Raw genomic sequence first — 24,607 nt, forward strand, 5'->3', positions numbered from 1 at the left:
TCTACAAATATTTATTTAAGGATTAAAAAATGGCTGAAGCAGCACCTCAAGAAGCACAACAAAACTTCGCAATTCAACGCATCTTCCTAAAAGACGTTTCTTTCGAAGCGCCAAACTCTCCAGTAATCTTCCAAAAAGAATGGAACCCAGACGTTAAACTAGACCTAGACACTCAAAGCCGTGAGCTTGGTGAAGGCGTTTACGAAGTGGTTCTACGTCTAACTGTAACTGTGAAGAACGAAGAAGAAACAGCGTTCCTATGTGAAGTTCAACAAGGTGGTATCTTCACTGCTGAGCAAATGGAAGCAGGCCAACTTGCACATTGCCTAGGCGCATTCTGCCCGAACATCCTATTCCCATACGCTCGTGAAACTATCTCAAGCCTAGTGGTTAAAGGTACGTTCCCTCAACTGAACCTAGCGCCAGTTAACTTCGACGCGCTATTCATGAACTACCTACAACAGCAAGCTCAACAAGGCGAAGCTGAAGCGTAATTCACGTTTTGTAAGTGACGAATAGCCTGAGTGCTGACGTCACCGACTCTAATAAAATGCACAGAGCGTCTACCATCCGATGCAATGTGCATTTTTTATTTCTGACAAAAGTTCCTAGTTCCTAATCGCCAGAAGGCGTAAAATTTGACGATTAGGAACTAGATTCTACTAGTAGAAAGACAATTAGGCGGTAGCATGACACAAGCAAATACAAACAATGCTTACGGTAAAGACATCGCAATGACGGTGATTGGCGCAGGTTCATACGGTACCTCTCTGGCGATCTCACTCGCTCGTAACGGCGCGAACGTAGTCCTTTGGGGACACGAGCCTGAGCACATGGCACGTTTAGAAGCGGATCGCGCGAACCACGCTTTCTTACCTGGTGTTGATTTCCCTGAAAGCTTGATCATTGAATCGGATTTAGAAAAAGCCGTACAAGCAAGCCGAGATTTATTGGTTGTGGTTCCAAGCCATGTTTTTGGCATCGTGCTGAACAGCTGTAAGCCTTTCTTACGTGAAGACTCTCGCATCTGCTGGGCAACCAAAGGTCTTGAGCCAGAAACGGGTCGTCTGCTGAAAGACGTCGCTTATGACATTATCGGTGAAAACTACTCACTGGCTGTATTGTCTGGCCCAACGTTCGCCAAAGAGCTCGCGATGGGCATGCCTACTGCAATTTCAGTTGCTTCTCCAGATGCTGAATTTGTCGCTGACCTACAAGAAAAAATCCACTGCAGCAAAACCTTCCGCGTGTACGCCAATAGTGACTTTATCGGCATGCAATTGGGCGGTGCGGTGAAAAACGTTATCGCAATTGGTGCGGGTATGTCTGACGGTATCGGTTTTGGAGCCAACGCGCGTACTGCATTGATTACTCGTGGTTTGGCCGAAATGAGCCGTCTTGGTGCCGCGCTGGGTGCAAAACCAGAAACCTTCATGGGTATGGCTGGTTTAGGCGACCTTGTCCTAACGTGTACCGACAACCAATCACGTAACCGCCGCTTTGGTTTAGCGCTAGGTCAAGGTAAAGACGTCGACACGGCACAAGAAGAAATTGGCCAAGTCGTAGAAGGCTACCGCAACACGAAAGAAGTATGGATGCTCTCTCAACGCATGGGTGTTGAGATGCCAATTGTTGATCAAATTTATCAAGTATTGTATCAAGGGAAGGATGCACGCCTGGCAGCGCAAGATTTACTTGCTCGTGACAAAAAAGCCGAAGGAAAGTAGCACTCTACGCCCCTTCGCACCTCATCTGAGAAGAATAGAAGTTGTCGGGTCACGGAAGAACCACTCAGGATATTGAGAATGAAACACTGCGAAAAACAAAAAGTCTGGAACAGAATTGTCTCAGAAGCCCGCGAAATGTCAGAGCAAGAGCCAATGCTGGCCAGCTTTTACCATGCCACCATCATCAAGCATGAAAGTTTCTGTGCCGCGCTCAGCTACATTTTGGCAAACAAGTTAAACACGGCATCGATGCCAGCAATGGCAGTACGTGAAGTGGTAGAAGAAGCGTTCTCTGCCGACCCAACCATTACCGATTGTGCCGCTTGTGACATTTGTGCCACGGTTAATCGCGACCCTGCAGTTTCGATGTACTCTATGCCGCTGCTGTACTTAAAGGGCTACCACGCTCTGCAAGGCTACCGCGTGGCAAACTGGCTATGGAAACAAGGGCGCCATGCACTGGCAACCTACCTGCAAAACCAAATTTCGGTTGCGTGTCAGGTAGACATTCACCCGGCAGCACGCATTGGTAGCGGCATCATGCTCGACCACGCAACGGGGATCGTCATCGGTGAAACTGCGGTTATCGATAATGACGTCTCAATTCTACAAGACGTTACCTTAGGCGGTACGGGTAAAGAGTGCGGCGATCGTCACCCGAAAATCCGTGAAGGTGTGATGATTGGTGCAGGTGCAAAAATTCTTGGCAATATCGAAGTCGGCGAAGGCGCGAAAATCGGCTCTTGCTCTGTGGTATTGCAAGCAGTGCCACCACACACAACTGTGGCGGGGGTTCCTGCGAAAATCGTCGGTCGTCCAAAAACGGACAAACCTTCTCTCGATATGGATCAAGGCTTTAATGGTAAATCACAAAGCTTTATCCATGGAGATGGTATTTAATCGTCAACAAACCTTTGACAACAACGTGGTAGGTAAATCTCAAGTGCGAAAACAAAATCACCCTGTTCTACGCTCGGCTATTTTATTAACTTGTGCTTTATCTGCCACATATCCCCTCGCCTCTTCTGCCGCTAGTCAACAAGAGCTCAAAGGCGTATCAAGTGAGATAAGCCGTCAACGCAAATCTCTCTCTTCCCAAGAAAAGCAACTCAATGAGCTACAAAAATCGCTCAAAGAGCAAGAACTTGGCATTTCTAAACTTGAACGCGAAATAAGACAAACCAAATCTGAGCTCGCACAAGCAGACAAAAACATAGACAAGCTAGAAGATAAAATTGCCTTGCAAGAAGCGCAGCGCCAAGAGCAAGAGGAAGAGCTCAAACAGTTGCTGCAAACGTATTACGTGACCGAACGAGCAAAAGCCAATGGACACTTGTTGAATCAAGGTGTGGAAGAAGACCGCATGAGTCAATACTTCCAGCACTTAGCCAAAGCGCGTACTGAAGTGATTGATGCAATCACCAAAACCACTCAAGAATTGGCACACAACAAAAACCAGCTTGAGCTAGAAAAAGAGCAAATCGAGACGTTACTCAAACAGCAATCTGAGAAACGTACAGCGCTGGCAAGTACACAATCCAAACGTAAACAAACCCTGAATAAAATTCAGAGCAGTATCAAGAACGATAAACGCTACCTTGCTGAACTGCAGCGCAACGAAACACGCCTAAAAGCCGAGATCGCCAAAGCGGCTAAGCGTAATGCTGTGCCAATGGACGGACTGGGCAAACAGCGCGGTAAACTGCCATGGCCACTCAAAGGTCGTGTATTACACAACTTCGGTACTCGCCAAACCGGGCAAGTAAACTGGAAGGGAATGGTGCTTGCGGCCAATTATGGTCAACAAGTGAAAGCCGTTTACCCGGGCACTGTCGTATTTGCGGAGTATTTACGCGGGTATGGCTTAGTGGTGTTGCTTGACCACGGCAAAGGCGACATGACGCTCTACGGCTACAACCAAGCGTTGACGAAAAAAGAAGGCGATCGAGTGACCGCTGGCGAAGTGATCGCTCTTGCGGGTGATACTGGCGGGCAAGATCGCGCATCACTCTACTTCGAAATTCGCCGCAACAGTGAAGCGCAAAACCCGAAATCTTGGTTGAAGCGCTGATTATCTGACTCATCGACTTATAATAAAAAAGGAGCCACTCGGCTCCTTTTTTGCATTCATATTTTGGCAAATGCTATGCGTAGTACGTTTCTACCGCATCAATAAAAGCACTTACATCATCTTTGTTTAATGCGTTGATGCCTGCCGCCGCTTCTCGGCCGCCACCAGTTGGAAACTGTCCACACACGGCAACGGCGCCTTGTTTGTTGTTCAACGGGGCACGTAGAGAGACCGTGTAAGTGCCATCTGCATTTTCGGTGAGTACTGCATGAGCAGAATCTGGGTTTTGATTTGCCAGCCAGTTGCCATACACACCGCTGATTCGACGTGATGCGGCCGTGTTTGGTAGCTCGAACAGCTTTAGCTTACCGCTCTCATGCGTGGCAGGTACTGCCAGAGCGGCATCCATATCTTGTTGGTAAGCAGACTGCAGTTGGTAGTAAGGCGAAGTTTTATCTTCAATTACATCAAATGGCGACGTGTACTTCAGCAAGGCTTGGTATAAATCCGCTGGATGGAAATGTAAGTCATCCACTTTCGAACCGTAACCGTTGTAATTAATCAAAGTGCCCAGCTCTTTAAGCTGCGCTTTCTGATCGTGTGACAAGCCTGCCTTGTCAGCCAATTCATCTGCTTTCGCGATCATGTTATCGCCATAAGCCGCCGTAATCGCCCATGTGTGAAAACGTCCATTTAGCAATTGATCGACAATCAACGCCGTACACATGTTGGCATCGAGATCGATGTGCGCATCCAAGTTGCCATGCTGAGGAATATCACCCGCCTTATGGTGATCGGCGTAAAACACGTGCGCGCCTTGAGCCAATGCTTGCTCTAGGCCTACCATGTTCTTTTCCATCGAAATGTCTAACACCGTTAGCTCATCACCCGCTTGCACGTCTACTTTTTCCACCAGCTTGATGTCGCGCTTTACACCAGTAATTAACTGAGCCTCGATAGGATCAGCCAAGCGTAATTGTAGAAGCGCAATGATGCCATCAGCATCGCCATTAAAAATGTCGTAATTCATGGAGCGATAGTTCCTTTATCGAGAGTCATATCCCAGAGAGGGCTGAACGGTATGAGGACTATTGTGCGTGGCATATTTGACAAGTCAACTCGAGCCACGACTCGAAAATGAGAGTGACTCTCGAAATATTAAGCAGTTTGACGTTTAACTGTGCAGATTGCTGACCGCATCTTCCAGTAACAGTAGCTGCTCTAACCCCTGCTCAGTTGCTAATGGCTTAACGACATTAAGCATCTGCAACATCCCTTGCTTCACCATTTGCTCAGTGATGCTGGTTTTCGAAGCCATTGCAGATTGATACGCCAACCAGCTACACGCAATCAAATGCAACGTACACACCAGTGACTTCAACTGCTGTTGATCAACATTAAGCAGCTTCAGAGATACAAACTCTTGCATGATCGCAATGAGGTTCGCTTGCAGCTTTTCTTGCACATCGATGTACTGCTCATGTAACTGCTCATCTCGTGACAAGATCTCAGGTAGATTCGCGTAGAAAAAGCGGTATTTCCACATTAGCGTAAAGATGGAATCTAGGTAGCTCTTCAGCATAGTCAGGCTTTCTTGTGAGCCTTGAATAGGGGTAAATCTTTCTAAAAGTTCTGCTGAATAAAGCGCAAAGATCTCACGAACGATTTCTTGCTTATTGCGGAAGTGGTAATACAGATTACCAGGGCTAATTTCGATGTGATCGGCAATGTGATTGGTGGTGATGTTGCGCTCACCATGTTGGTTGAACAACTCCAGTGCCGCGTAGACGATTTTGTCGCGCGTTTTCATTGTTATCGTATTCCCTCTTCATTAACGAATCGAGTATAGCGACTTCACCAACCTAGGTCGATAGAGGCTCCAAATACGGTAACATAACAGACCAGTTAGAATACCCGTTGAGTTGGCGACAAGGTCTAACCAAGAGGTTTGTCTTCCGACATACCCTTGTAGCCATTCGATGGCAGCACTAAATAATAAGATACTAATCGCCACCGCCCAACGCTGACGCCAACGCCACACGCAAAAGCAACCTAAAAACGCAAATCCGCTGTACGCCATGGCGTGCTGCATTTTATCAAGATACGCAATGTTGCCCCAGTCTTGCAACTCGCCCGAGCTCAACGATAAGTAAGCGATCAGTATTGCGTAGCTGAGAATGACCAAACGTGCAGCAGCCAAGTTCATTGAATATCCTTATGCGATTGGGAATGGAAAAGCCGTCACTTGATCAATGTGGTCACAGCCGAGCGCTAGCATGATCAAACGATCGATGCCTAACGCAACACCCGCACAATCTGGCAACCCTGCCTCCAATGCGGAGATCAAATGATAGTCGATTGGCTGCGGTTTTAAACCCATGTCGAGACGCTTCGCGTTATCTTGCTCAAAACGCGCCAGTTGCTCTTTCGGGTTATCGAGCTCATGGAACCCATTTGCCAGCTCAATTCCCTTAAAATACACCTCAAAGCGATCCGCAACACGATGGTCTTGAGGATTGATTTTCGCAAGCGCCGCCTGTGATGCCGGGAAGTCGTACACAAAAGCAGGCACATCCTGACCAATTTTGTGTTCGACTCCCACGCTAAATAGCAATTGCAGTAACGTATCGCGATCTTCTTCAGGCTCTGCAATGTCACTCAAACCCAGCTTGCTTGCCGCCGCTTTCAGCTCCGTCATCGAGCCTTCTAGTGGGCACACACCCAACACATCAATGAAGGCTTGTTGATACGTCATGCGCTGCGCTGCGCCACACTTCAATACCAGTTGCAACAGATCATCCATTTCATCCATCAATTTATGATGGTCAAAGCCAACGCGATACCACTCCAACATCGTGAATTCTGGATTGTGGTAACGACCATTTTCTTCGTTACGAAATGCTTTGTTGATTTGATAAATACAACCGCTGCCAGCCGCCAGCAGGCGCTTCATGTGGAATTCAGGGCTGGTCATAAAGAACAGCTTGCTACCATCGGCGTAACCCGGGCCAACAAACTCGGTTTGGAAAGTATGCAAATGAATGTCGGTCACGGTTGCGTGACTCATGGCTGGCGTGTCGACTTCCATCACCTGTCGATCAGCGAAGAATTGGCGAATCGACGCGATTAACGTCGCACGTTGACGAAGTTGGTCAATGGAAGCAGTAGGTTGCCAGTTGGTTTGCATAACAAGTCTCTCAAACTTTAATTCAGCGAGGAAAGTCTCATTCTACATGCTTTTTACTCTTCAAGAAGAGAGGAATATCCCTTCTTCTTTTTACTAACGTGCTCGCCTATTTGAGGCAAGTATTACTCGTGCCGCAGCACAAAAAACACTCAGTTAAAATCCTATTATCCATGCGGTTAATGTCACGCAACACAGGTTTAACATCCCTAATGTTAATGCTTGAGGGCCAAAACCTCGATGCCGTGATAGCAGTCACATAACCTATAAATTCTATGCCCTTAAGTGCATTACCGAAGCAAAAACCCAATTACATCAATTTTTCTGCCATGTGGCTCATCTACACTAACCCTACTACTTTTGGGGAGTTCTTTTTAAAGAGCGCCTCGTAATGACAATAACAAGCGGATTTCCGCAATCACACACTGGAGGATAACTGTGCAAATTATCACCACAGATATCGCAGTCATCGGCGCAGGCGGCGCTGGTCTTCGTACTGCTATTGCAGCGGCTGAAGCAAACCCAGACTTAGAAATCGCTCTGATTTCTAAAGTTTATCCAATGCGCTCCCACACGGTCGCTGCAGAGGGTGGCTCAGCAGCAGTTATCAAGGATGAAGATAGCTTAGACAACCACTTCAACGACACTGTTGGCGGTGGTGACTGGCTATGTGAACAGGACGTTGTTGAATACTTTGTAGAGAACGCGACTCGCGAAATGATCCAAATGGAGCAATGGGGTTGCCCATGGAGTCGTAAAGAGAACGGTGAAGTCAACGTACGCCGCTTTGGTGGTATGAAGGTTGAACGTACTTGGTTCGCTGCAGATAAAACTGGCTTCCACATGCTTCATACGCTATTCCAGACATCCATGAAGTACAGCAACATCAAACGCTTTGATGAGTACTTTGTGGTGGATCTGCTTGTTGATGAAGGCGAAGTTCAAGGTCTGATTGCTATTCACATGTCTGAAGGCGAGCTTGTTACTATCAAAGCAAAATCTGTTGTTCTAGCAACAGGTGGCGCGGGTCGTGTTTACCACTGTAACACCAATGGCGGTATCGTAACGGGCGATGGTATGGCAATGGCTTACCGTCACGGCGTTCCTCTACGTGATATGGAATTCGTTCAATACCACCCAACAGGTCTTCCTGGTACAGGTATCCTGATGACGGAAGGTTGTCGTGGTGAAGGCGGTATCATCGTTAACAAGAACGGCTACCGTTACCTACAAGATTACGGCATGGGCCCTGAAACTCCAGTTGGCCAACCAAAGAACAAATACATGGAACTGGGTCCTCGTGACAAAGTTTCTCAAGCTTTCTGGCACGAACAACAGAAAGGCAACACCATCAAACACCCACTGGGTGACGTGGTGCACCTAGACCTTCGCCACCTAGGTGAAGAGTACCTACAAGAGCGTCTACCATTCATCTGTGAGCTAGCAAAAGCTTACGTGAACGTAGACCCTGCAAAAGAGCCAATTCCAATTCGTCCAACGGTTCACTATACCATGGGTGGTATCGAGACAAACGGCGGCTGTGAAACTCGCATTAAAGGTCTATTCGCGGTTGGTGAATGTGCGTCTGTTGGTCTTCACGGTGCAAACCGTCTAGGTTCTAACTCACTGGCTGAGTTTGTGGTATTTGGTCGCGTAGCGGGTGAAAACGCAGTGAAACGCGCTGAAGAATTCAAAGGTTGGAACGAGTCTGCAATCGATGCTCAAGTGAAAGCAGTTGAAGAGCGCATCGCCAAACTGATGAACCAAGAAGGTGATGAGAACTGGGCAAACATCCGTACTGAAATGGGTCATACCATGGAAGCGGGTTGTGGTATCTACCGTCAAGAAGATTTGATGCAAGAAACCATTAACAAGATCACCGAACTAAAAGAACGCTACAAACGCATCAGCATTAAAGACAAAGGCAAAGTGTTTAACACTGATCTTCTGTACGCAATTGAAGTGGGTTACGGCCTAGAAGTCGCAGAAGCGATGGTTCACTCTGCGATTCTACGTAAAGAATCTCGCGGCGCGCACCAACGTCTGGACGACGGTTGTACAGAGCGTGATGACGTGAACTTCCTAAAACACTCACTTGCTTTCTACAAACCAGATTCAGCGCCAAGTATCGATTACAGCAATGTGACTATCACTAAGTCACAACCAAAAGCTCGTCTATACGGTGAAGCAGCAGAAAAAGCCGCAGCTGAAGAGAAGAACGCAGAGGAGCAAGCATAATGTCAGCAAATCGCATTCAAAAAGTAGACATTCTGCGTTATGACCCAGAAAAAGATGCAGAACCATACAAGCAAACATTCGAAGTTCCATTCGATGAAACCATGTCTGTGCTTGACGCACTGGGCTACATTAAAGATCATCTAGACAAAGATCTGTCTTACCGTTGGTCTTGCCGTATGGCGATCTGTGGTTCTTGCGGCATCATGGTGAACAACGTACCGAAGCTTGCTTGTAAGAGCTTCCTACGTGATTACCCAGACGGTGTGACTATCGAACCTCTAGCGAACTTTCCAATCGAGAAAGACTTGATTGTTGATATGACACCGTTCATCGAACGTCTTGAAGCAATCAAACCGTACATCATTGGTAACGACCGTAAACCAGAAGACGGTACGAACTTGCAAACGCCAGAGCAAATGGCGAAATACAAGCAGTTCGCTGGTTGTATCAACTGCGGTCTTTGCTACGCGGCGTGTCCTCAGTTTGGTCTAAACCCTGAATTCATCGGCCCTGCGGCACTAACGCTAGCGCACCGCTACAACCTAGACAGTCGTGACAACGGTAAAGATGAGCGCATGAAGCTTATCAACGGTGAAAACGGTGCTTGGGGTTGTACGTTTGTTGGTTACTGTTCTGAAGTTTGTCCGAAGAACGTTGACCCAGCAGCGGCAGTAAACCAAGGCAAAGTGGAGTCTTCTATGGACTTCGTGATTGCTATGTTGAAACCTGATGGTTCACCAAAGAAAGTGGAGGCATAAGGATGAGCAATCGTAAACCTTACGTTCGTGAAGTAAAACGCACTTGGTGGAAGAACCATCCTTTCTACCGCTTCTACATGCTACGTGAAGCGACTGTGCTGCCTTTGATCCTATTCACTCTGTTCCTAACTTTCGGTTTAGGTTGCTTGGTGAAAGGCCCTGAAGCATGGCAAGGTTGGTTGGATTTTATGGCAAACCCAATCGTAGTCGCAATCAACATCGTTGCACTACTAGGTAGCCTATTCCACGCTCAAACTTTCTTCAGCATGATGCCGCAAGTAATGCCAATTCGTTTGAAAGGCAAACTGGTGGACAAGAAAATCATCGTATTGACTCAGTGGGCCGCGGTTGCGTTCATCTCACTGATCGTTCTCATCGTGGTGTAAGGAGTTGAGCATGAAACCGAATTATAGTGTAAACACATCACCAAAACGTTCTGATGAGCCAATCTGGTGGGGTCTATTTGGTGCTGGCGGTACTTGGTTCGCGATGATCACGCCAATCACGGTATTGGTGCTAGGTATCTTGGTCCCACTAGGCGTGATTGATGCAGAAGCGATGAGCTACGAGCGTGTCTCCGAATTCGCAACCAGTATCATCGGTGCGCTATTCATCATTGGCACCCTAGCTCTACCAATGTGGCATGCGATGCACCGTGTACACCACGGCATGCACGACCTTAAATTCCACACTGGTGTGATAGGTAAAATTGCATGCTATGCATTTGCAGGCCTCATTACTGCACTAGCCGTTATCTTTATCTTCATGATTTAAGATACTGACTAAAAAGAAAAAGCTGGCTCTATGCCAGCTTTTTTATTGCTTTGGGTTACCCATGATCTTTTTGCTTTTTAAGCTTTTGACCACCCATGATCTTATTGCTGTATGACCTTCTTCGTTTGGTCCATAAGACCCAGGGCGCCAAAGCCAGTAATCACATCTAGGTTTGTTTTCAAGCCCGTTTCTTCGCTACCACCAATGTAGTTTTGTGGCATCTGAACTTGGAAGTTTTGCAAGTTGTTGTACAACGAGTTCGCTACGTCTCGATTCAACTCTGCCAAATAAACTTCACGGTTTGCCCCTAACGCCGAGTACTTCGCTTTTAGGACCTCAGATTCTGCACGACCTTTCGCTAATATCGCTTTCGCTTCAAACTCAGCAGAAAGTGCGTTCGCCTTTTGAATGGCTAAGTTAGCCTCCGCGATAGCTAGCTCTTTCTCCTTCTCGACTTCAGCAAGTCGTTTGGTTTTTTCCACTTCAACGATTTCACGCTCTGCAATCTGACGTGCAACTTCCACTTCTTTTTGCTGAGCAATAATAGCGAGTTCTTTACCACGCTGAGCGTCTTGCACCTCACGTGTTCGTTGAATCTCTTTGCGTAACTGCTCGGTCTCTGCTTGTGCTTTTGACGTTTCTTGCTCCTGAATCGCGCGAATACGATCCGCTACTAAACGCTTTTTATCCGCCAATAGCTGATCCAATTGCTTTTCTGGCTGCGGGTCACCAATGGTCACCTGCGTCACTTGAATGCCGTATTGTTGTAACGGGTTGTCTTGACGAATTGGTTGCCCGGTTTTATCTACGACAGGTACGGTTTTCCAAACCAGTTGATTGGTGCGCTGTAATTGGTTCGGATTGGCTTGATTCGCCCCAACAGGCGCAAGATCCAACTCTTCCACTTCAACCTGACGTCGCTCTGTTAGATAAATCCCCTCTCGTAACTGATCGCCAAGTTTCGATTTGAATTGGTTCAAACCACCTTGGAAAAACTCTTCACCCGTGTATTGGGTTGCGGTAATCACCGTCACGTTACGTGCGTTCTTTACAAGCAGCGCATCAATCAAGTTACTGTTGTTACGGAACTCTTTGTGCATCTTCTTCACCGCTTCAGGGTCATTACTGAGCTTAAAGCGGAATGTTACGGGGATCTGACCAATGTAGGTGTCGGCAAACCGAACCTGAATCGCATCAAGACGTTGATAAAAATCTTCGCCCTTGCTGTTACCGAATGACACGGTTATCACTTGGTCATACTTGGTGATTTTGGACAGAAATGGCATGCGAAAATGAATGCCAGGTTCAGTAAACACATCCAACTCACCAGTGATATTGTTCTGATGCACGTAGCTGTAACCTGCATCGGTCATCAGCACAGAGCTATTAATCGTTAAGCCTATTGCCAACAGCGGTACGCCAAATACCGCAGCTTTCAATCCTTTGTGTAGTAACTGACGTCTTTCTTCCACCTTTAAACCCCTTCCTAAACCTCTGCTTTCCATTTTGTTCTCCTTTTTGGATTGTTACTGAGTTAAATCGATAAAAATCAGATTGCTATACAACTCAACAACAAGAACTAATGTATCAAAATGTTACATTAAGGAATAATCGACAGATTCATGAAATAAATAAGATTTTTACGAATAATACAAAATCATCGAAAATTTGCGGAGGATATCGATTTTCTATGCAGGGACATTCAAGAGAGAATTACAGGCAATAAAAAAGGCCGCCGAAGCGACCTTTCTAACAATCAATCTAAAGTGCTTACTTCACACGGCCTACGTATTCAGCCGTACGAGTATCAACGCGAATCACTTCACCAATTGAGATGAACAGAGGAACGCGAACAACAGCGCCAGTTGATAGCGTAGCTGGTTTACCACCAGTACCTTGAGTATCACCTTTCAGGCCTGGATCTGTGTCTACCACTTCTAGCTCAACGAAGTTTGGTGGAGTAACAGTAATTGGGTTACCGTTCCAAAGTGTGATCATACAAGTGTTGTTTTCTACCAACCACTTAGCGTTGTCACCTACCGCTTTTGCGTCTGCTGCGATCTGTTCAAACGTTTCACTGTTCATAAAGTGGTAGAATTCGCCGTCTGAATATAGATAATCTAGGTCGATATCCATTACGTCTGCCACTTCACAAGTGTCACCAGACTTGAATGTTTTCTCTAGCACTTTACCAGAAAGAAGTTTACGAATTTTAACGCGGTTGAACGCTTGGCCTTTACCTGGTTTAACGTATTCGTTTTCCAGAATTACACAAGGCTCGTTATCAAGCATTAACTTAAGACCGCCTTTAAATTCATTGGTGCTAACTGTAGCCATTTTTTCCTCTTACATTCTTAGAGCTAAATTCAATGCCGCACATAATAACCCGAAAAGTCGAATCTGTTGAGCAAAACTGGCTCAAACAGTTGGCGAATGGGATCTCTGATCCTGCAAAATTGCTCGAAATACTGGAAATTGATCCTTCACCGTGGCAAGACGGGTTTGTCGCGCGCAAGCTGTTTGCACAGCGTGTACCGCAAAGTTTTGTCGATAGGATGGAGAAAGGCAACCCTAAAGACCCTCTTTTACGTCAGGTTTTACCATTAAGTGACGAATTTGAGGTGCATCCGGGTTACTCTAATGATCCATTGGAAGAGCAGGACAATGAAGTCCCTGGCCTGCTACACAAGTATCGCAACCGCGCCCTGATGATTGTCAAAGGTGGCTGCGCGGTAAATTGCCGTTACTGTTTTCGTCGTCACTTCCCTTATCAAGAGAACAAAAGCGGGAAACAAGCCTGGACCAAGTGCTTAGAGTACATGGCACAACAACCAGAGTTGAACGAAGTCATCTTCTCAGGTGGTGATCCATTAATGGCAAAAGACGATGAGATTCATTGGCTTTTAGAGCACATTGCTCATATTCCTCACATCAAACGTCTGCGTATTCATAGCCGTTTACCTGTGGTGATTCCCGCTCGAGTCACTGATGAACTATGCCAACTGCTGCAAGCATCAAGGTTACAAATCATCCTTGTGACTCACATCAACCATGCCAACGAAATCAATGACGAATTTGCTGAACAGATGTTCAAGCTCAAAAGAGCGGGCGTTACGCTTCTAAACCAAGGCGTTCTACTGAAAGGTGTGAATGATTCGGTAGAAGCTCAAGTGGCGTTAAGTGAAGCCTTATTTGACGCGGGTATCTTGCCTTATTACCTCCACGTTCTTGATAAGGTGCAAGGCGCGGCGCACTACTTTATTTCGGACGAAGAAGCAAAAGCCATTATGCGCGGACTCATCACACGTGTATCGGGTTATCTGGTACCAAAACTGACACGAGAAATTGGTGGCAGACCAAGTAAAACGCCGTTGGATTTGCATTTAGAATAGGTCCTGACGCTCAATTAAATTTGTCGTCACGACCGTTCATTTTTGTTCGCTTTGCACGGTAAGTCTATGCATACTCCGCTCTTTTGGAGGTCAAGATGCATACAGCACTCGAACAAATTTTCGATCTTGGCCCATTCAGCTGGCCTGCCCTACTATGCTGTGCCATTAATGGGCTAATGATCGGTATCGAACGCCAAACTCGTGGTAAACCTGTTGGCATTCGCACGGCAATTCTTATTATTTCAGGCACTTACCTGTTTATGTCGATGGCAGTATCGTTATCGCCAAATACACTCGATCAAGCACGCGTGCTTGGTCAAATTATTACTGGCGTCGGCTTCTTGGGTGCAGGGGTGATGATGACACTCGATGGAAAAATCCACGGCGTAACATCCGCAGCGGTTATTTGGGTACTGGCAGGATTAGGGTTGATGATCGGTTTGGGTTATTTAACGCAGTCGGTGGTCATTACCCTACTGGCTTTAACGGTGTTACTGGGCGTGGATAAAGCAGAAAACCACATCAAAGCATTGCGCCGAGGGGTTCACCAAAGAATTCAACAACGCAAAACCTCATCCCGCTTAATTAAATAGTTAACGCGCCGATAAACTCGCTTCACCCCATCAGTAATTAAAAAGCCCTCGACGAATATCGAGGGCTTTCTGTATCTAAAGATTCTGACTTGCTCAGGGATTATTTAGCAAAGTTGATGAGTGGGAAACACTTGAAGAAACCGTTATCCGCACAGTTCAAAAGACCAATTTGTACGCCATCAATTTGATCGGTCATGTTGAAGAAACCAAACTGGAAGTTAGATTTTTTAGAGATACTCGCTAAGCCCACATCCGCCATGGTGTAGCCTTCAGAATAGTTCACCGCGCTCCAGTTCAAGCCTTTTACATTGTTCGTAATGTTGACAGCACCCAAGTTAACACCCGTCGTCTGACCTTGGTTCCAGTTAACTAAGCCTAAAGACGCACCTTTCATTTCTTGGTTTACCTTTGCTGCACCAAAAAACAGACCGAAGTTCACACCTGTCGTACGATCCGTTTCTGACATACCAAGCAGTGAAAAGTCGACACCTTTAACCTCATTTACCTGTCCATGCAACACGGCTAAACGAACACCACCAACTGACGAGTTAGAAGGTGCGTTTGTGTTGTCGATAGTAGAGAACATCACAGGTGTACTGTCAGCAAGAGCAACTGGTGATGCGATAGCGGCTGCAACCGCCAATGACGTCATAAGCTTTTTCATTTTCATCTCCATGATGGGAAGCAACAATTTACAACATAGTGTAATGTTCAGATTTTGCGCTATCCACGTTCAAAAAGTGTTAGCGGTAGGTCAGATTTAACCATCTGACTCAAAAGAAAAAATTTTATCGCTTCTATTTTCATGTTTTTCCACTGACATTTCTTGAACTCGCCTCTCACAATCGAAGCCACATCAGAATGCTATATTTCTCGGGTAACGCGCATAAAAAAGTCGAGGCAAATGCCTCGACTTTTAAAGGTTTGGTCGGTTATCTTTCCGCTATAAGGATTCCCTTAGAGCAAAGAGATAAGCTGGCTTACATCATGCCGCCCATACCGCCCATGCCACCCATGCCGCCCATGTCAGGCATCGCTGGTGCGTCTTTTTGCGGTAGGTCAGTAACCATTGCTTCAGTCGTGATCATCAGACCCGCAACCGATGCTGCGAACTGTAGCGCAGAACGAGTTACTTTCGTTGGGTCTAGAATACCCATCTCTAGCATGTCGCCGTATTCGCCTGTTGCCGCGTTGTAACCGTAAGAGCCTTCACCCGCTTTCACGTTGTTCGCAACCACTGAGTCTTCCTCACCTGCGTTCTTCGTGATTTGACGGATTGGCGCTTCCATTGCACGTAGTGCAACGCGGATACCAACGTTTTGCTCTTCGTTGTCACCCGTTAGGTGAGCAATCTTAGATGCCGCGCGGATAAGTGCAACACCACCACCAGCAACAACACCTTCTTCAACCGCTGCACGAGTTGCGGCTAGCGCATCTTCTACACGGTCTTTCTTCTCTTTCATTTCAACTTCAGTTGCTGCACCAACTTTGATTACTGCAACACCGCCAGCCAGTTTCGCTACGCGCTCTTGTAGTTTCTCTTTGTCGTAGTCTGAAGTTGCGTCTTCGATTTGTTGACGAATTTGAGCTACGCGGCCAGAGATCATCTCTTCTTCACCGATACCATCGATGATAGTCGTGTTTTCTTTCGTGATAGAAACACGCTTCGCTTGACCTAGATCTTCTAGTGCTACTTTTTCAAGCTCTAGACCGATTTCTTCAGAAATCACAGTACCGCCAGTTAGGATCGCGATGTCTTGTAACATTGCTTTACGACGGTCACCGAAGCCAGGTGCTTTCACTGCTGCAACTTTCACGATGCCACGCATGTTGTTGACAACCAATGTTGCTAGCGCTTCGCCTTCTACATCTTCTGCGATGATAAGCAGTGGACGAGACGCTTTCGCTACAGCTTCTAGCGTTGGAAGAAGTTCACGAATGTTTGAGATCTTCTTATCAACTAGCAGGATGAATGGGTTTTCTAGATCAACACTGCCTGACTCTTGGTTGTTGATGAAGTAAGGAGATAGGTAACCGCGGTCGAACTGCATACCTTCTACTACGTCTAGCTCATCTTGTAGCGCCTGACCTTCTTCAACAGTGATAACGCCATCACGACCCACACGCTCCATTGCTTCAGCAATGATGTTACCTACGCTTGCGTCTGAGTTTGCAGAGATAGTACCAACCTGTGCGATCGCTTTCGTGTCGTTACATTCAACAGAAAGCTCTTTTAGTTGCTCTACTGCTGCAGCTACTGCTTTGTCGATACCGCGCTTAAGGTCCATTGGGTTCATACCCGCAGCGACTGCTTTTAGACCTTCGTTTACGATAGATTGTGCTAGTACTGTTGCTGTTGTTGTACCGTCACCTGCCGCGTCGTTTGCTTTAGACGCAACTTCTTTAACCATTTGTGCGCCCATGTTCTGGAATTTATCTTCCAGTTCAATTTCACGCGCTACTGATACACCATCTTTCGTGATAGTCGGTGCACCAAAAGATTTGTCTAGAACGACATTACGTCCTTTAGGACCCAGTGTTACTTTTACTGCGTCAGCCAGAACGTTTACACCCTCTAGCATTTTAACTCGTGCGTCATTACCAAATTTAACGTCTTTAGCAGCCATCTTTGATTTCCTTTCTAAAATTCTTTGTGTGTAATTTCGTAATTGAATCTGAGCAAAAAATTACTCAATGATTGCTATTATTCAACGATCGCCATGATGTCGTTTTCAGACATGACAAGCACTTCTTTACCGTCGATTTTTTCAGTTTTTGTACCGTAACCTTCAGCGAAGATAACAGTATCACCAACTTTAACGTCCAGCGGCAGTACTGTGCCGTTTTCTAGGATGCGGCCTTTACCCACAGCTAGAACAACACCGCGAGTTGATTTTTCTGCAGCAGAACCAGTCAGAACGATGCCACCAGCAGACTTAGATTCAACTTCTTTACGTTCAACGATAACTCGGTCATGTAATGGACGAATGTTCATCGGTCGTCTCTCCTGAAAATTTCCATGTTTATTTGATAATTGTCCTTAGGGACTGTAGCCCCAGACACGTGATCCCTATATAAGGGGTCGAAGCAGCGATCCCAAGGGGGTGGCACAAAATTTTTGTGACTTAGTTAAAATAACGAACAACTAAGCAACGGTTTGCGTTCGAAATGCTCACTCGCCCAGCATCTCGCTTTCTTGTATCCTTGCAGTTTGCTCACCACATAGTTGTCATACATGCAGGAAAATAACAAGCTGGAACCCCAAGCGACCGATAAGCATGGTTTGTTGACCGCACCCATTCCTGAAACGCTGCGGAAAATGACCGTCCCCATGACCATGGGTATGATCGCGATTTTGATGTTTAACTTGGTGGACACGTTTTTTATCTCGTTGCTTGGTACTCAAGCGCTAGCGGCGATCAGCTATACCTTCCCTGTAACCTTTGCGGTTAACTGCATCACGATGGGGATAGGGATGGGTCTATCGACCAATATTGGTCGCTTACTTGGACAAGGTCACGCCCCACAAGCCGCTCGGTTTACCACTCACGGTTTGTTATTAGCGGTGTTACTCGTGGCTATCGCCTCTTCGATTGGCTTTGCCACCATTGCACCACTGTTCCGCTTTCTTGGCGCAGCCGACGACCTAATTCCACTCATCGAAGAGTACATGCAGGTGTGGTATCTCACCATTCCATTGTTGGTGATCCCAATGGCAGGCAACAGTGCGATACGAGCATCTGGGGATACAAAAACACCCGCCAAAATCATGATGTTGGCAGGCTTGATTAACGGCATGCTCGATCCACTACTGATCTTCGGACTTGGCCCATTCCCCGAGCTTGGTATCCAAGGTGCGGCAATAGCCAGTGCTTTTAGCTGGTTAGGTGCACTATGTGGCTCATTCTATGTGCTAGTTAAACGCGAAAAGTTGCTCGCTCAACCCCAATGGTCCTTACTGAAACAAGATTGGCAGCAAACGTTAAAAATCGGCACTCCTGCCGCACTGTCGAACGCGATGAATCCATTGTCGGGCGCAATTTTGATGATGCTTTTATCCAACCACGGTACGGCAGCAGTTGCGGCTTACGGCGCTGCGCAGCGTATTGAGTCGATTCTGATCTTAGTGTTGATGTCGCTGACCTCCGCACTCACGCCATTTATGGCGCAGAACTTAGGGGCGAAAAATCCTCAGCGCGCTTTCTCTGGTTTGTTTCTCAGCATGCGTTTTGCGGTGGTGTTCCAAGGATTTATCTTCTTGATGATGGTGCCATTGAGCATTCCTTTAGCAGCGTTATTTTCACAAGAAGAAACAGTAAAGAATCTACTTTGGCACTATCTACTCGTGGTTCCATTTAGCTATGGTTTCCAAGGTATTGTGATGATGTTGGTGAGTGGGCTGAATGCGATGCACAAGCCGCTACGCGCTTTCCAATGGAGCTTCATGCGTCTGTTTGTGTTTACGTTGCCTGCTGCATGGGTTGGCAGCCAAGTGTACAGCATTGAAGGCTTGTTCATCGGTATTGCGCTGGGCAACACACTAGGTGGGCTGCTGGGTTACATGTTCGCGTTGCGCGAACGTAAATTGACGCTGATTGAACAAAACAGCGCTTCGTAAGATTTTGTCCGATGCGTCAGCTTCCTTTTGCTGATACTCAAATACAAAAAAACCGCGGAAAGCCGCGGTTTTTCTTTATCTATTTCAAATTTGCTTAGAACAGTTCTTCAGCAACTTTGTATAGATCGTTGCGTACTGGACGCTTCATGTTTTCGATCGCGTCGATGATGTCGTGGTGAACAAGTTGCTCTTTCACGATACCGACACAACGACCACCATGACCTTCGATCAATAGGTGAACAGCGTAGTTACCCATACGAGATGCTAGAACGCGGTCAAATGCCGTTGGACGACCACCACGTTGGATGTGACCAAGTACTGTTGCACGAGTTTCACGACCTGTCGCCGCTTCGATGTCACGAGCCAGTTCATTGGCATCCATCATTAGCTCAGTCAACGCGATGATTGCGTGTTTCTTACCTTTTGCAATGCCGTCTTGGATGTTGCTGATCAGCTTGTCTTTGTCTAGGCCAGTTTCTGGAGTGATGATGTACTCACAACCACCCGCGATTGCAGACATCAGAGTTAGGTCACCACAGTGACGACCCATGATTTCTACAATTGAAATACGTTGGTGAGATGAAGAAGTATCACGTAGACGGTCGATCGCATCGATAACTGTGTTTAGTGCACTTAGGTAGCCCACTGTGTAGTCAGTACCAGCGATATCGTTGTCGATTGTGCCTGGTAGACCGATACATGGGTAACCCATTTCAGTCAGTTTCTTCGCACCCATGTACGAACCGTCACCACCGATCACGACTAGCGCATCGATACCATGTTTTTTCAGGTTCTCAATCGCTTTTTCACGCACTTCCACTTCTTTAAATTCAGGGAAACGTGCAGAACCTAGGAACGTACCACCTTTGTTGATCACATCTGAAACGCTAGAACGATCTAGCTTCTCGATGCGGCCTTCGTATAGGCCTAGGTAGCCGTCGTACACACCGAATACTTCCAATCCCTCGGATAGTGCTGTACGTACTACGCCGCGTATCGCCGCGTTCATACCAGGTGCGTCACCGCCACTTGTTAAAACACCGATCTTCTTAATCATGCTCACCCTCGATCTTTGGCAATCAATTATTTAATTTTCTTTTAGGCCCCTTGTTACCAAGCAACCTGCATAATCCAGAACTGTGCGTTATGTTACATTTCCTCTACAGGATTACCAATGAAAACGCACTTTTTTATGTAACTTTTCTACTTATGTAAGAGTATTACAGTTTCTCTATGAAACTTTGTTGATTCACATCAGGATCACGAATCTTAATAAGTATTGATGGAAAGATAGTCAATAAGTGCCTGTTTGTCGTCAGGCACTTATGGATTTTTCGAGCCCTACCAATCTTGCGCTTTTTGCTCTTTCTCTGGCCCAAAAACGACAGACAATGGATCTTGATGGATCAAAACATCCGCATCAGGAAACAAAGCTAAAAGGTTTTCCTCAACTTTATCGGCAATATAGTGCGCTTCGATTAAACGTAAGTTATCGTCTAGCTCCAAGTGCAACTGAATAAAGCGTGTCGGCCCTGACATACGGGTACGCAGTTGATGAACCCCAAGAACCCCTTTAACATTCAAACATTCATTGCGGATTTGCTCCAATTCGGAATCCGGCAACTTTCGGTCTAATAACGTCTGAATCGCTTCGCTGACCATTTTGAAGGCGCTGTAAAGAATGAAGACACCAATGCCAATCGCAAACACCGCATCCGCTTGCGTCACGCCAAAGTAGCTTAATCCCAGAGCCACCATGATCGCAGCGTTCATATACAAATCAGTCTGATAATGCAGAGAATCCGCCGCGATTGCTTGGCTCCCTGTCACGCGTACCACATGTTTTTGGAACATCACCAAGCCAAGTGTGACCACAATCGCAAACAGCGATACATAAACACCGAGCTCCGGCGCATGCAGTGCGTGTGGACGGAAAAATCGGTCAATCCCGTTCAGGATCAAAAATACCGCCGACCCCGAAATAAACATAGCCTGAGCCAAGGCCGCTAAAGACTCAGCTTTACCATGCCCAAACGTATGTTCGCGGTCTGCTGGTTGTAAGGCATAACGGACAACAACGAGATTTACCACCGACGCGGCGATATCCAACATTGAGTCGATAAGTGATGCCAATAGGCTAACTGAGCCGGTTACCCACCACGTGATGACTTTTACAATCAAGAGAAGAGTCGCCACAATAGTTGCAGTCCAAGCTGCGGTCGTCACTAAACGTGCATATTGCTGTTTCATAATCAAAGAGTTAACTCAAACCATACGTTGAGTATATTGAATGCCCATGAAATAACCAGATCAAAAAGAGGCAACCAATGGCTGCCTCTTTATATAACATCAATTCATGACTTAATTATTGCGGTATTTTTCCATGCGCTTATGCATTCTATCGCCGCACTCTTGCATGCGTTCATTTTGCAACTTCACAAACTCTGCTTTTTGTTCTGGCGTTAATACGCTCAGCATTTGGTGCTTTCTTTCTAGCATTTGCACACGGTGCTCAGTTTGACGTTCAACCATTTCTTTTGCTAATGCGGTCGCTTGTGCTTCATCAAAACTATCCGCTAGTAAGAGTGACTGCATTTTTGCATGGTGTGCTTGTCGCTCAGCCATACGAGCTTCGCGATTTTCAGAATATTTGCCTTTCATCTGTGCGCGGTTTGCTTCACGGAAAGACTTAAGCTGATCTTTTTGAGCATCCGTCAAATTCAAATCACGCATAATGCCGCGGTCCATTCCCATGCCACATTCATCACGCGGGCCTTGATGATGGTTTTTACCACCGTAAGCGAATGCGCTTGCTGCGCCGAGAGTAAGAGGTAGAACAACAGCAGCTAACACAAGTTTTTTTGCAGATTTCATAATTTGATTCCTTACACAGGTGAGTGATTCTTCTGAGCTGTTCTCACAGCGCTTGAGTATAGAATACGACCCACTAGGTAAAGCGACGTATAGGGAGCGTAAAGAATCGTAAAGAGTGATTTTTACCCTCTTCGCAGCACATCATTCCAATGTAATATTAAGCTATCGGTAACTTACTATAGGTGCCCCCATGGCAAACATTCTTTTAATTGATGACGATATCGAGCTAACCAGCTTATTAAAAGAAGTACTCAGTTTCGAAGGATTTGACGTCAGCGAAGCAAATGATGGCGAAGCAGGCTTAGCTGCGGTCAATGATAAGATTGATTTGATTTTGTTGGATGTCATGATGCCGAAGCTAAATGGCATGGAAACCCTTAAACGCTTGCGTGAAAACTGGGAAACTCCTGTCTTGATGCTGACCGCTAAAGGGGAAGAAATTGACCGCGTGATCGGTTTAGAGCTAGGCGCGGATGATTATTTACCGAAACCTTTTAGCGACCGTGAACTGTTAGCACGTATCCGTGCGATCTTACGCCGTACCAGCAGCACACAGAAAAACACCAAAAACAGCGATTGCATTGAGTATCAAGAGCTCCGCCTCTATCCAGGTAAACAAGAAGCATACTGCGATCAACAGTTGCTCGATCTCACAGCAACCGAGTTTGCTCTGTTGACCCACTTTGTGCAAAACCCAGGACAAGTGCTAACTAAAGAAACATTGAGCTTAGATGTGCTTGGTAAACGACTCGCCGCTTTTGATCGCGCGATCGATATGCATGTTTCGAACTTACGTAAAAAATTACCAGATCAGAGCAATGGCAAGCCGCGAATCAAAACCCTGCGTGGTCGTGGCTACATGCTGCTTGAGGAGGATTAATGCGCCTATCACGCATCAAACTGCCAAACATCAATAGCTTGTATGGACGCATCTTTGCCATTTTTTGGTTCACTATGTTATTGGTGCTGATAGCTGTGCTATCACTGCCACATTTGGACCCTCGCAAAGCTCGCGACATTCCAGAAGAGCACTATAAACGTATGGTAGAAACGCGTGACGCAATCCAACAAAAATACAGTCAGCAAACTGATTTAGGTCGAATACTATTTCGTATCGAGGGTAACCGTCACGGTAAGCATGACCCTCGTCCGCGCGTATTTTTTTCTGACTACAGCGGTAATGTTCTTACGACAGAAAAACGCAGTAACTTCCAATTGCGTGCCATGCAAAACTTTGTCACCAGTATCGAAGATTACAACCAGCCAAAGCAGAAACTGTATGGTCGATACATGATTGCAGGTCCAATCCCGATAACTTTGGCTGGCTCCGATATCTTGATGTATGTGGGCTTCAAGTGGAATGAGCCACCACCACTACTCTTGCGTCTGTTTGATCACCCATTCCAGCTATTGCTCGCGGTCATGCTGGTTAGTACACCATTGCTGTTATGGCTTGCATGGGCACTAAGTCAGCCAGCGCGGCGTCTTGAAGCCGCCGCTCAACGTGTCGCGAAAGGCGAATTTGTCACAGACCCAAATTTAGAAAAAGGCACGGCAGAGTTTCGTCAAGCTGGCAGCAGCTTCAACCAGATGGTCGAGGCGGTCAATCAGATGATTTCAGGACAACAACGCCTGCTATCCGACATCTCTCACGAGTTACGCTCACCTTTAACTCGCCTACGCATGGCGAGTGCATTAGCGACGCGTAAGCAGGGTGAAAGCCCAGAACTGACTCGTATCGATACCGAAGCGCAGCGCTTGGAACAGATGATCAGCGAATTGCTTGAACTGTCTCGCATGCAGGCGAACAGCCATATGACTCGCGAAACGCAGCCACTGGAAAGTTTGTGGGAAGAGATCATTAAAGATGCGCAGTTTGAAGCTGAGCAAATGGGCAAGCACCTACACTATTCTGAACTGCCAAAACGAAGTATCTCCGGCAATCCTAAATTGCTGATGAGTGCGGTGGAAAACATCGTTCGTAACGCCATTTATTACGGGAAAGATGAGGTAAAAATCGACATCAAGGCCGATGATGATACGCTGCATATCACGGTTGATGACAATGGCGAGGGCGTTCCAGAAGAAGAATTAGCCGCGATTTTTCGCCCGTTTTATCGCGTTTCGACTGCCCGCGATCGCCACTCCGGCGGCACGGGTCTCGGCCTAACCATTACCGAAAGTGCCATCCGCCAGCACAGTGGAACGATCGTCGCCAGTCGAAGTCCGTTAGGCGGATTGCGTATGAGTATCACCTTACCTATCAATCGTTAACTTCAAGCCGATGAGCTAACAGTAAGCCACACCCTATTTCTAGAGTGAGAGATTCACGGCTTCATCTTCACTTTAGAAATTGGGTGGGAACGCCTTCGAATACC

Annotated in this window: 25 protein-coding genes; 13 read left to right on the plus strand and 12 right to left on the minus strand. The window is 46.6% G+C overall.

What is annotated here, in order from left to right; genetic code table 11:
• The first annotated feature begins 29 nt into the window (after positions 1-29).
• The 4 genes from secB to FKN08_RS17190 all read left to right on the plus strand — a co-directional run bounded on the left by secB (position 30) and on the right by FKN08_RS17190 (position 3,798).
• The gene (gene secB, locus FKN08_RS17175; protein WP_005395400.1) at positions 30-494 is read left to right on the plus strand and encodes a protein-export chaperone SecB; all 465 of its coding nucleotides are present in this window, start codon (positions 30-32) and stop codon (positions 492-494) included.
• 195 nt (positions 495-689) lie between these two features.
• Positions 690-1,727, plus strand: coding sequence for an NAD(P)H-dependent glycerol-3-phosphate dehydrogenase (gene gpsA, locus FKN08_RS17180; protein ID WP_006743122.1), 1,038 nt, complete (start codon positions 690-692; stop codon positions 1,725-1,727).
• A 78-nt stretch (positions 1,728-1,805) separates the two neighbouring features.
• Positions 1,806-2,627, plus strand: a complete 822-nt coding sequence (gene cysE / locus FKN08_RS17185; RefSeq protein ID WP_005395410.1) for a serine O-acetyltransferase — start codon at positions 1,806-1,808, stop codon at positions 2,625-2,627.
• Positions 2,628-2,652: 25 nt separating this feature from the next.
• Positions 2,653-3,798: a murein hydrolase activator EnvC gene (locus FKN08_RS17190; RefSeq protein ID WP_170892591.1), complete on the plus strand. Its 1,146-nt coding sequence runs from the start codon at positions 2,653-2,655 to the stop codon at positions 3,796-3,798.
• A gap of 73 nt (positions 3,799-3,871) precedes the next feature.
• Here FKN08_RS17190 and FKN08_RS17195 read toward each other — a convergent pair whose 3' ends face one another.
• From FKN08_RS17195 to epmA, 4 genes are all read right to left on the minus strand, one after another.
• Positions 3,872-4,828, minus strand: a complete 957-nt coding sequence (locus FKN08_RS17195; RefSeq protein WP_170892582.1) for a DHH family phosphoesterase — start codon at positions 4,826-4,828, stop codon at positions 3,872-3,874.
• A gap of 144 nt (positions 4,829-4,972) precedes the next feature.
• Positions 4,973-5,608, minus strand: a complete 636-nt coding sequence (locus tag FKN08_RS17200) for a TetR/AcrR family transcriptional regulator (protein ID WP_005395413.1) — start codon at positions 5,606-5,608, stop codon at positions 4,973-4,975.
• Positions 5,609-5,629: 21 nt separating this feature from the next.
• Positions 5,630-6,004, minus strand: a complete 375-nt coding sequence (locus tag FKN08_RS17205) for a VanZ family protein (protein WP_048626684.1) — start codon at positions 6,002-6,004, stop codon at positions 5,630-5,632.
• Between the two features lie 9 nt (positions 6,005-6,013).
• Positions 6,014-6,985: an elongation factor P--(R)-beta-lysine ligase gene (gene epmA, locus FKN08_RS17210; protein WP_046874653.1), complete on the minus strand. Its 972-nt coding sequence runs from the start codon at positions 6,983-6,985 to the stop codon at positions 6,014-6,016.
• A gap of 435 nt (positions 6,986-7,420) precedes the next feature.
• Between epmA and frdA the strand changes: the two genes are divergently transcribed.
• Genes frdA through frdD form a run of 4 tightly spaced genes read left to right on the plus strand, consistent with a single transcriptional unit; the run spans position 7,421 to position 10,752 of the window.
• Complete coding sequence (frdA, locus tag FKN08_RS17215; RefSeq protein WP_170892583.1) at positions 7,421-9,220, plus strand: fumarate reductase (quinol) flavoprotein subunit; 1,800 nt, start codon at positions 7,421-7,423, stop codon at positions 9,218-9,220.
• On the plus strand, positions 9,220-9,978 hold the full coding sequence (locus tag FKN08_RS17220) for a succinate dehydrogenase/fumarate reductase iron-sulfur subunit (protein ID WP_005381489.1): 759 nt from the start codon (positions 9,220-9,222) through the stop codon (positions 9,976-9,978). Before frdA ends, FKN08_RS17220 begins: the two co-directional genes overlap by 1 nt.
• A 2-nt stretch (positions 9,979-9,980) precedes the next feature.
• Positions 9,981-10,364 (plus strand): fumarate reductase subunit FrdC, encoded by a 384-nt coding sequence (frdC, locus tag FKN08_RS17225; protein ID WP_005395419.1) that lies wholly within the window; start codon positions 9,981-9,983, stop codon positions 10,362-10,364.
• A 10-nt stretch (positions 10,365-10,374) separates the two neighbouring features.
• On the plus strand, positions 10,375-10,752 hold the full coding sequence (frdD, locus tag FKN08_RS17230; protein ID WP_005395421.1) for a fumarate reductase subunit FrdD: 378 nt from the start codon (positions 10,375-10,377) through the stop codon (positions 10,750-10,752).
• 101 nt (positions 10,753-10,853) lie between these two features.
• On the opposite strand, the gene FKN08_RS17235 is transcribed toward frdD, so the two are convergent.
• On the minus strand, positions 10,854-12,257 hold the full coding sequence (locus FKN08_RS17235; RefSeq protein WP_048626682.1) for an SPFH domain-containing protein: 1,404 nt from the start codon (positions 12,255-12,257) through the stop codon (positions 10,854-10,856).
• Between the two features lie 265 nt (positions 12,258-12,522).
• Positions 12,523-13,089, minus strand: coding sequence for an elongation factor P (efp, locus tag FKN08_RS17240; RefSeq protein ID WP_005395425.1), 567 nt, complete (start codon positions 13,087-13,089; stop codon positions 12,523-12,525).
• Positions 13,090-13,121: 32 nt separating this feature from the next.
• Here efp and epmB point away from each other — a divergent pair, with 32 nt between their 5' ends.
• Together epmB and FKN08_RS17250 are read left to right on the plus strand one after the other, a co-directional pair.
• The gene (gene epmB / locus FKN08_RS17245) at positions 13,122-14,144 is read left to right on the plus strand and encodes an EF-P beta-lysylation protein EpmB (protein ID WP_170892584.1); all 1,023 of its coding nucleotides are present in this window, start codon (positions 13,122-13,124) and stop codon (positions 14,142-14,144) included.
• A 95-nt stretch (positions 14,145-14,239) separates the two neighbouring features.
• Positions 14,240-14,737, plus strand: a complete 498-nt coding sequence (locus tag FKN08_RS17250) for an MgtC/SapB family protein (protein WP_005395427.1) — start codon at positions 14,240-14,242, stop codon at positions 14,735-14,737.
• A 100-nt stretch (positions 14,738-14,837) separates the two neighbouring features.
• On the opposite strand, the gene FKN08_RS17255 is transcribed toward FKN08_RS17250, so the two are convergent.
• From FKN08_RS17255 to FKN08_RS17265, 3 genes are all read right to left on the minus strand, one after another.
• Entirely contained in the window at positions 14,838-15,401 is a 564-nt protein-coding gene (locus FKN08_RS17255; protein WP_005395435.1) for a hypothetical protein, read from the minus strand.
• Between the two features lie 316 nt (positions 15,402-15,717).
• On the minus strand, positions 15,718-17,364 hold the full coding sequence (gene groL / locus FKN08_RS17260) for a chaperonin GroEL (RefSeq protein ID WP_005381509.1): 1,647 nt from the start codon (positions 17,362-17,364) through the stop codon (positions 15,718-15,720).
• Between the two features lie 77 nt (positions 17,365-17,441).
• A complete protein-coding gene (locus FKN08_RS17265) occupies positions 17,442-17,732 on the minus strand; it encodes a co-chaperone GroES (protein WP_005381516.1) in 291 nt (96 codons plus the stop codon).
• 240 nt (positions 17,733-17,972) lie between these two features.
• Between FKN08_RS17265 and FKN08_RS17270 the strand changes: the two genes are divergently transcribed.
• The gene (locus FKN08_RS17270) at positions 17,973-19,355 is read left to right on the plus strand and encodes an MATE family efflux transporter (protein WP_170892585.1); all 1,383 of its coding nucleotides are present in this window, start codon (positions 17,973-17,975) and stop codon (positions 19,353-19,355) included.
• 94 nt (positions 19,356-19,449) lie between these two features.
• Here the strand turns inward: FKN08_RS17270 and pfkA are convergent, their stop codons facing one another.
• The 3 genes from pfkA to FKN08_RS17285 form a co-directional block, all read right to left on the minus strand.
• Positions 19,450-20,412, minus strand: a complete 963-nt coding sequence (gene pfkA / locus FKN08_RS17275) for a 6-phosphofructokinase (RefSeq protein ID WP_005397529.1) — start codon at positions 20,410-20,412, stop codon at positions 19,450-19,452.
• A gap of 284 nt (positions 20,413-20,696) precedes the next feature.
• The gene (gene fieF, locus FKN08_RS17280) at positions 20,697-21,605 is read right to left on the minus strand and encodes a CDF family cation-efflux transporter FieF (RefSeq protein ID WP_005397530.1); all 909 of its coding nucleotides are present in this window, start codon (positions 21,603-21,605) and stop codon (positions 20,697-20,699) included.
• 111 nt (positions 21,606-21,716) lie between these two features.
• Positions 21,717-22,229 carry a CpxP family protein gene (locus tag FKN08_RS17285; RefSeq protein ID WP_005397532.1) on the minus strand — a complete coding sequence of 171 codons (513 nt, stop codon included), beginning with the start codon at positions 22,227-22,229 and terminating at the stop codon, positions 21,717-21,719.
• Between the two features lie 190 nt (positions 22,230-22,419).
• On the opposite strand from FKN08_RS17285, the gene FKN08_RS17290 reads away from it, so the two are divergent.
• Positions 22,420-23,109, plus strand: a complete 690-nt coding sequence (locus FKN08_RS17290) for a response regulator (protein WP_005397534.1) — start codon at positions 22,420-22,422, stop codon at positions 23,107-23,109.
• Positions 23,109-24,503 carry an envelope stress sensor histidine kinase CpxA gene (gene cpxA, locus FKN08_RS17295; protein WP_048626677.1) on the plus strand — a complete coding sequence of 465 codons (1,395 nt, stop codon included), beginning with the start codon at positions 23,109-23,111 and terminating at the stop codon, positions 24,501-24,503. The genes FKN08_RS17290 and cpxA overlap by 1 nt, the downstream gene beginning before the upstream one ends.
• Positions 24,504-24,607: the final 104 nt, after the last annotated feature.

The sequence above is a fragment of the Vibrio sp. 1-2 (7-a) genome, assembly GCF_013048515.1.
GTDB lineage: Bacteria > Pseudomonadota > Gammaproteobacteria > Enterobacterales > Vibrionaceae > Vibrio > Vibrio diabolicus.

Bases quoted from the DNA above. Each gene is read 5' to 3' on its own strand.
- FKN08_RS17200 (WP_005395413.1), bottom strand. From the start codon at position 5,608: ATGAAAACGCGCGACAAAATCGTCTACGCGGCACTGGAGTTGTTCAAC.
- epmB (WP_170892584.1), top strand. From the start codon at position 13,122: ATGCCGCACATAATAACCCGAAAAGTCGAATCTGTTGAGCAAAACTGG.
- FKN08_RS17220 (WP_005381489.1), top strand. From the start codon at position 9,220: ATGTCAGCAAATCGCATTCAAAAAGTAGACATTCTGCGTTATGACCCA.
- fieF (WP_005397530.1), bottom strand. From the start codon at position 21,605: ATGAAACAGCAATATGCACGTTTAGTGACGACCGCAGCTTGGACTGCA.
- FKN08_RS17250 (WP_005395427.1), top strand. From the start codon at position 14,240: ATGCATACAGCACTCGAACAAATTTTCGATCTTGGCCCATTCAGCTGG.
- FKN08_RS17290 (WP_005397534.1), top strand. From the start codon at position 22,420: ATGGCAAACATTCTTTTAATTGATGACGATATCGAGCTAACCAGCTTA.
- cpxA (WP_048626677.1), top strand. From the start codon at position 23,109: ATGCGCCTATCACGCATCAAACTGCCAAACATCAATAGCTTGTATGGA.
- efp (WP_005395425.1), bottom strand. From the start codon at position 13,089: ATGGCTACAGTTAGCACCAATGAATTTAAAGGCGGTCTTAAGTTAATG.
- FKN08_RS17285 (WP_005397532.1), bottom strand. From the start codon at position 22,229: ATGAAATCTGCAAAAAAACTTGTGTTAGCTGCTGTTGTTCTACCTCTT.
- FKN08_RS17235 (WP_048626682.1), bottom strand. From the start codon at position 12,257: ATGGAAAGCAGAGGTTTAGGAAGGGGTTTAAAGGTGGAAGAAAGACGT.
- FKN08_RS17265 (WP_005381516.1), bottom strand. From the start codon at position 17,732: ATGAACATTCGTCCATTACATGACCGAGTTATCGTTGAACGTAAAGAA.
- cysE (WP_005395410.1), top strand. From the start codon at position 1,806: ATGAAACACTGCGAAAAACAAAAAGTCTGGAACAGAATTGTCTCAGAA.
- groL (WP_005381509.1), bottom strand. From the start codon at position 17,364: ATGGCTGCTAAAGACGTTAAATTTGGTAATGACGCACGAGTTAAAATG.
- epmA (WP_046874653.1), bottom strand. From the start codon at position 6,985: ATGCAAACCAACTGGCAACCTACTGCTTCCATTGACCAACTTCGTCAA.
- frdC (WP_005395419.1), top strand. From the start codon at position 9,981: ATGAGCAATCGTAAACCTTACGTTCGTGAAGTAAAACGCACTTGGTGG.
- pfkA (WP_005397529.1), bottom strand. From the start codon at position 20,412: ATGATTAAGAAGATCGGTGTTTTAACAAGTGGCGGTGACGCACCTGGT.
- gpsA (WP_006743122.1), top strand. From the start codon at position 690: ATGACACAAGCAAATACAAACAATGCTTACGGTAAAGACATCGCAATG.
- FKN08_RS17270 (WP_170892585.1), top strand. From the start codon at position 17,973: ATGCAGGAAAATAACAAGCTGGAACCCCAAGCGACCGATAAGCATGGT.
- FKN08_RS17205 (WP_048626684.1), bottom strand. From the start codon at position 6,004: ATGAACTTGGCTGCTGCACGTTTGGTCATTCTCAGCTACGCAATACTG.
- secB (WP_005395400.1), top strand. From the start codon at position 30: ATGGCTGAAGCAGCACCTCAAGAAGCACAACAAAACTTCGCAATTCAA.
- FKN08_RS17255 (WP_005395435.1), bottom strand. From the start codon at position 15,401: ATGAAAAAGCTTATGACGTCATTGGCGGTTGCAGCCGCTATCGCATCA.
- FKN08_RS17195 (WP_170892582.1), bottom strand. From the start codon at position 4,828: ATGAATTACGACATTTTTAATGGCGATGCTGATGGCATCATTGCGCTT.
- frdD (WP_005395421.1), top strand. From the start codon at position 10,375: ATGAAACCGAATTATAGTGTAAACACATCACCAAAACGTTCTGATGAG.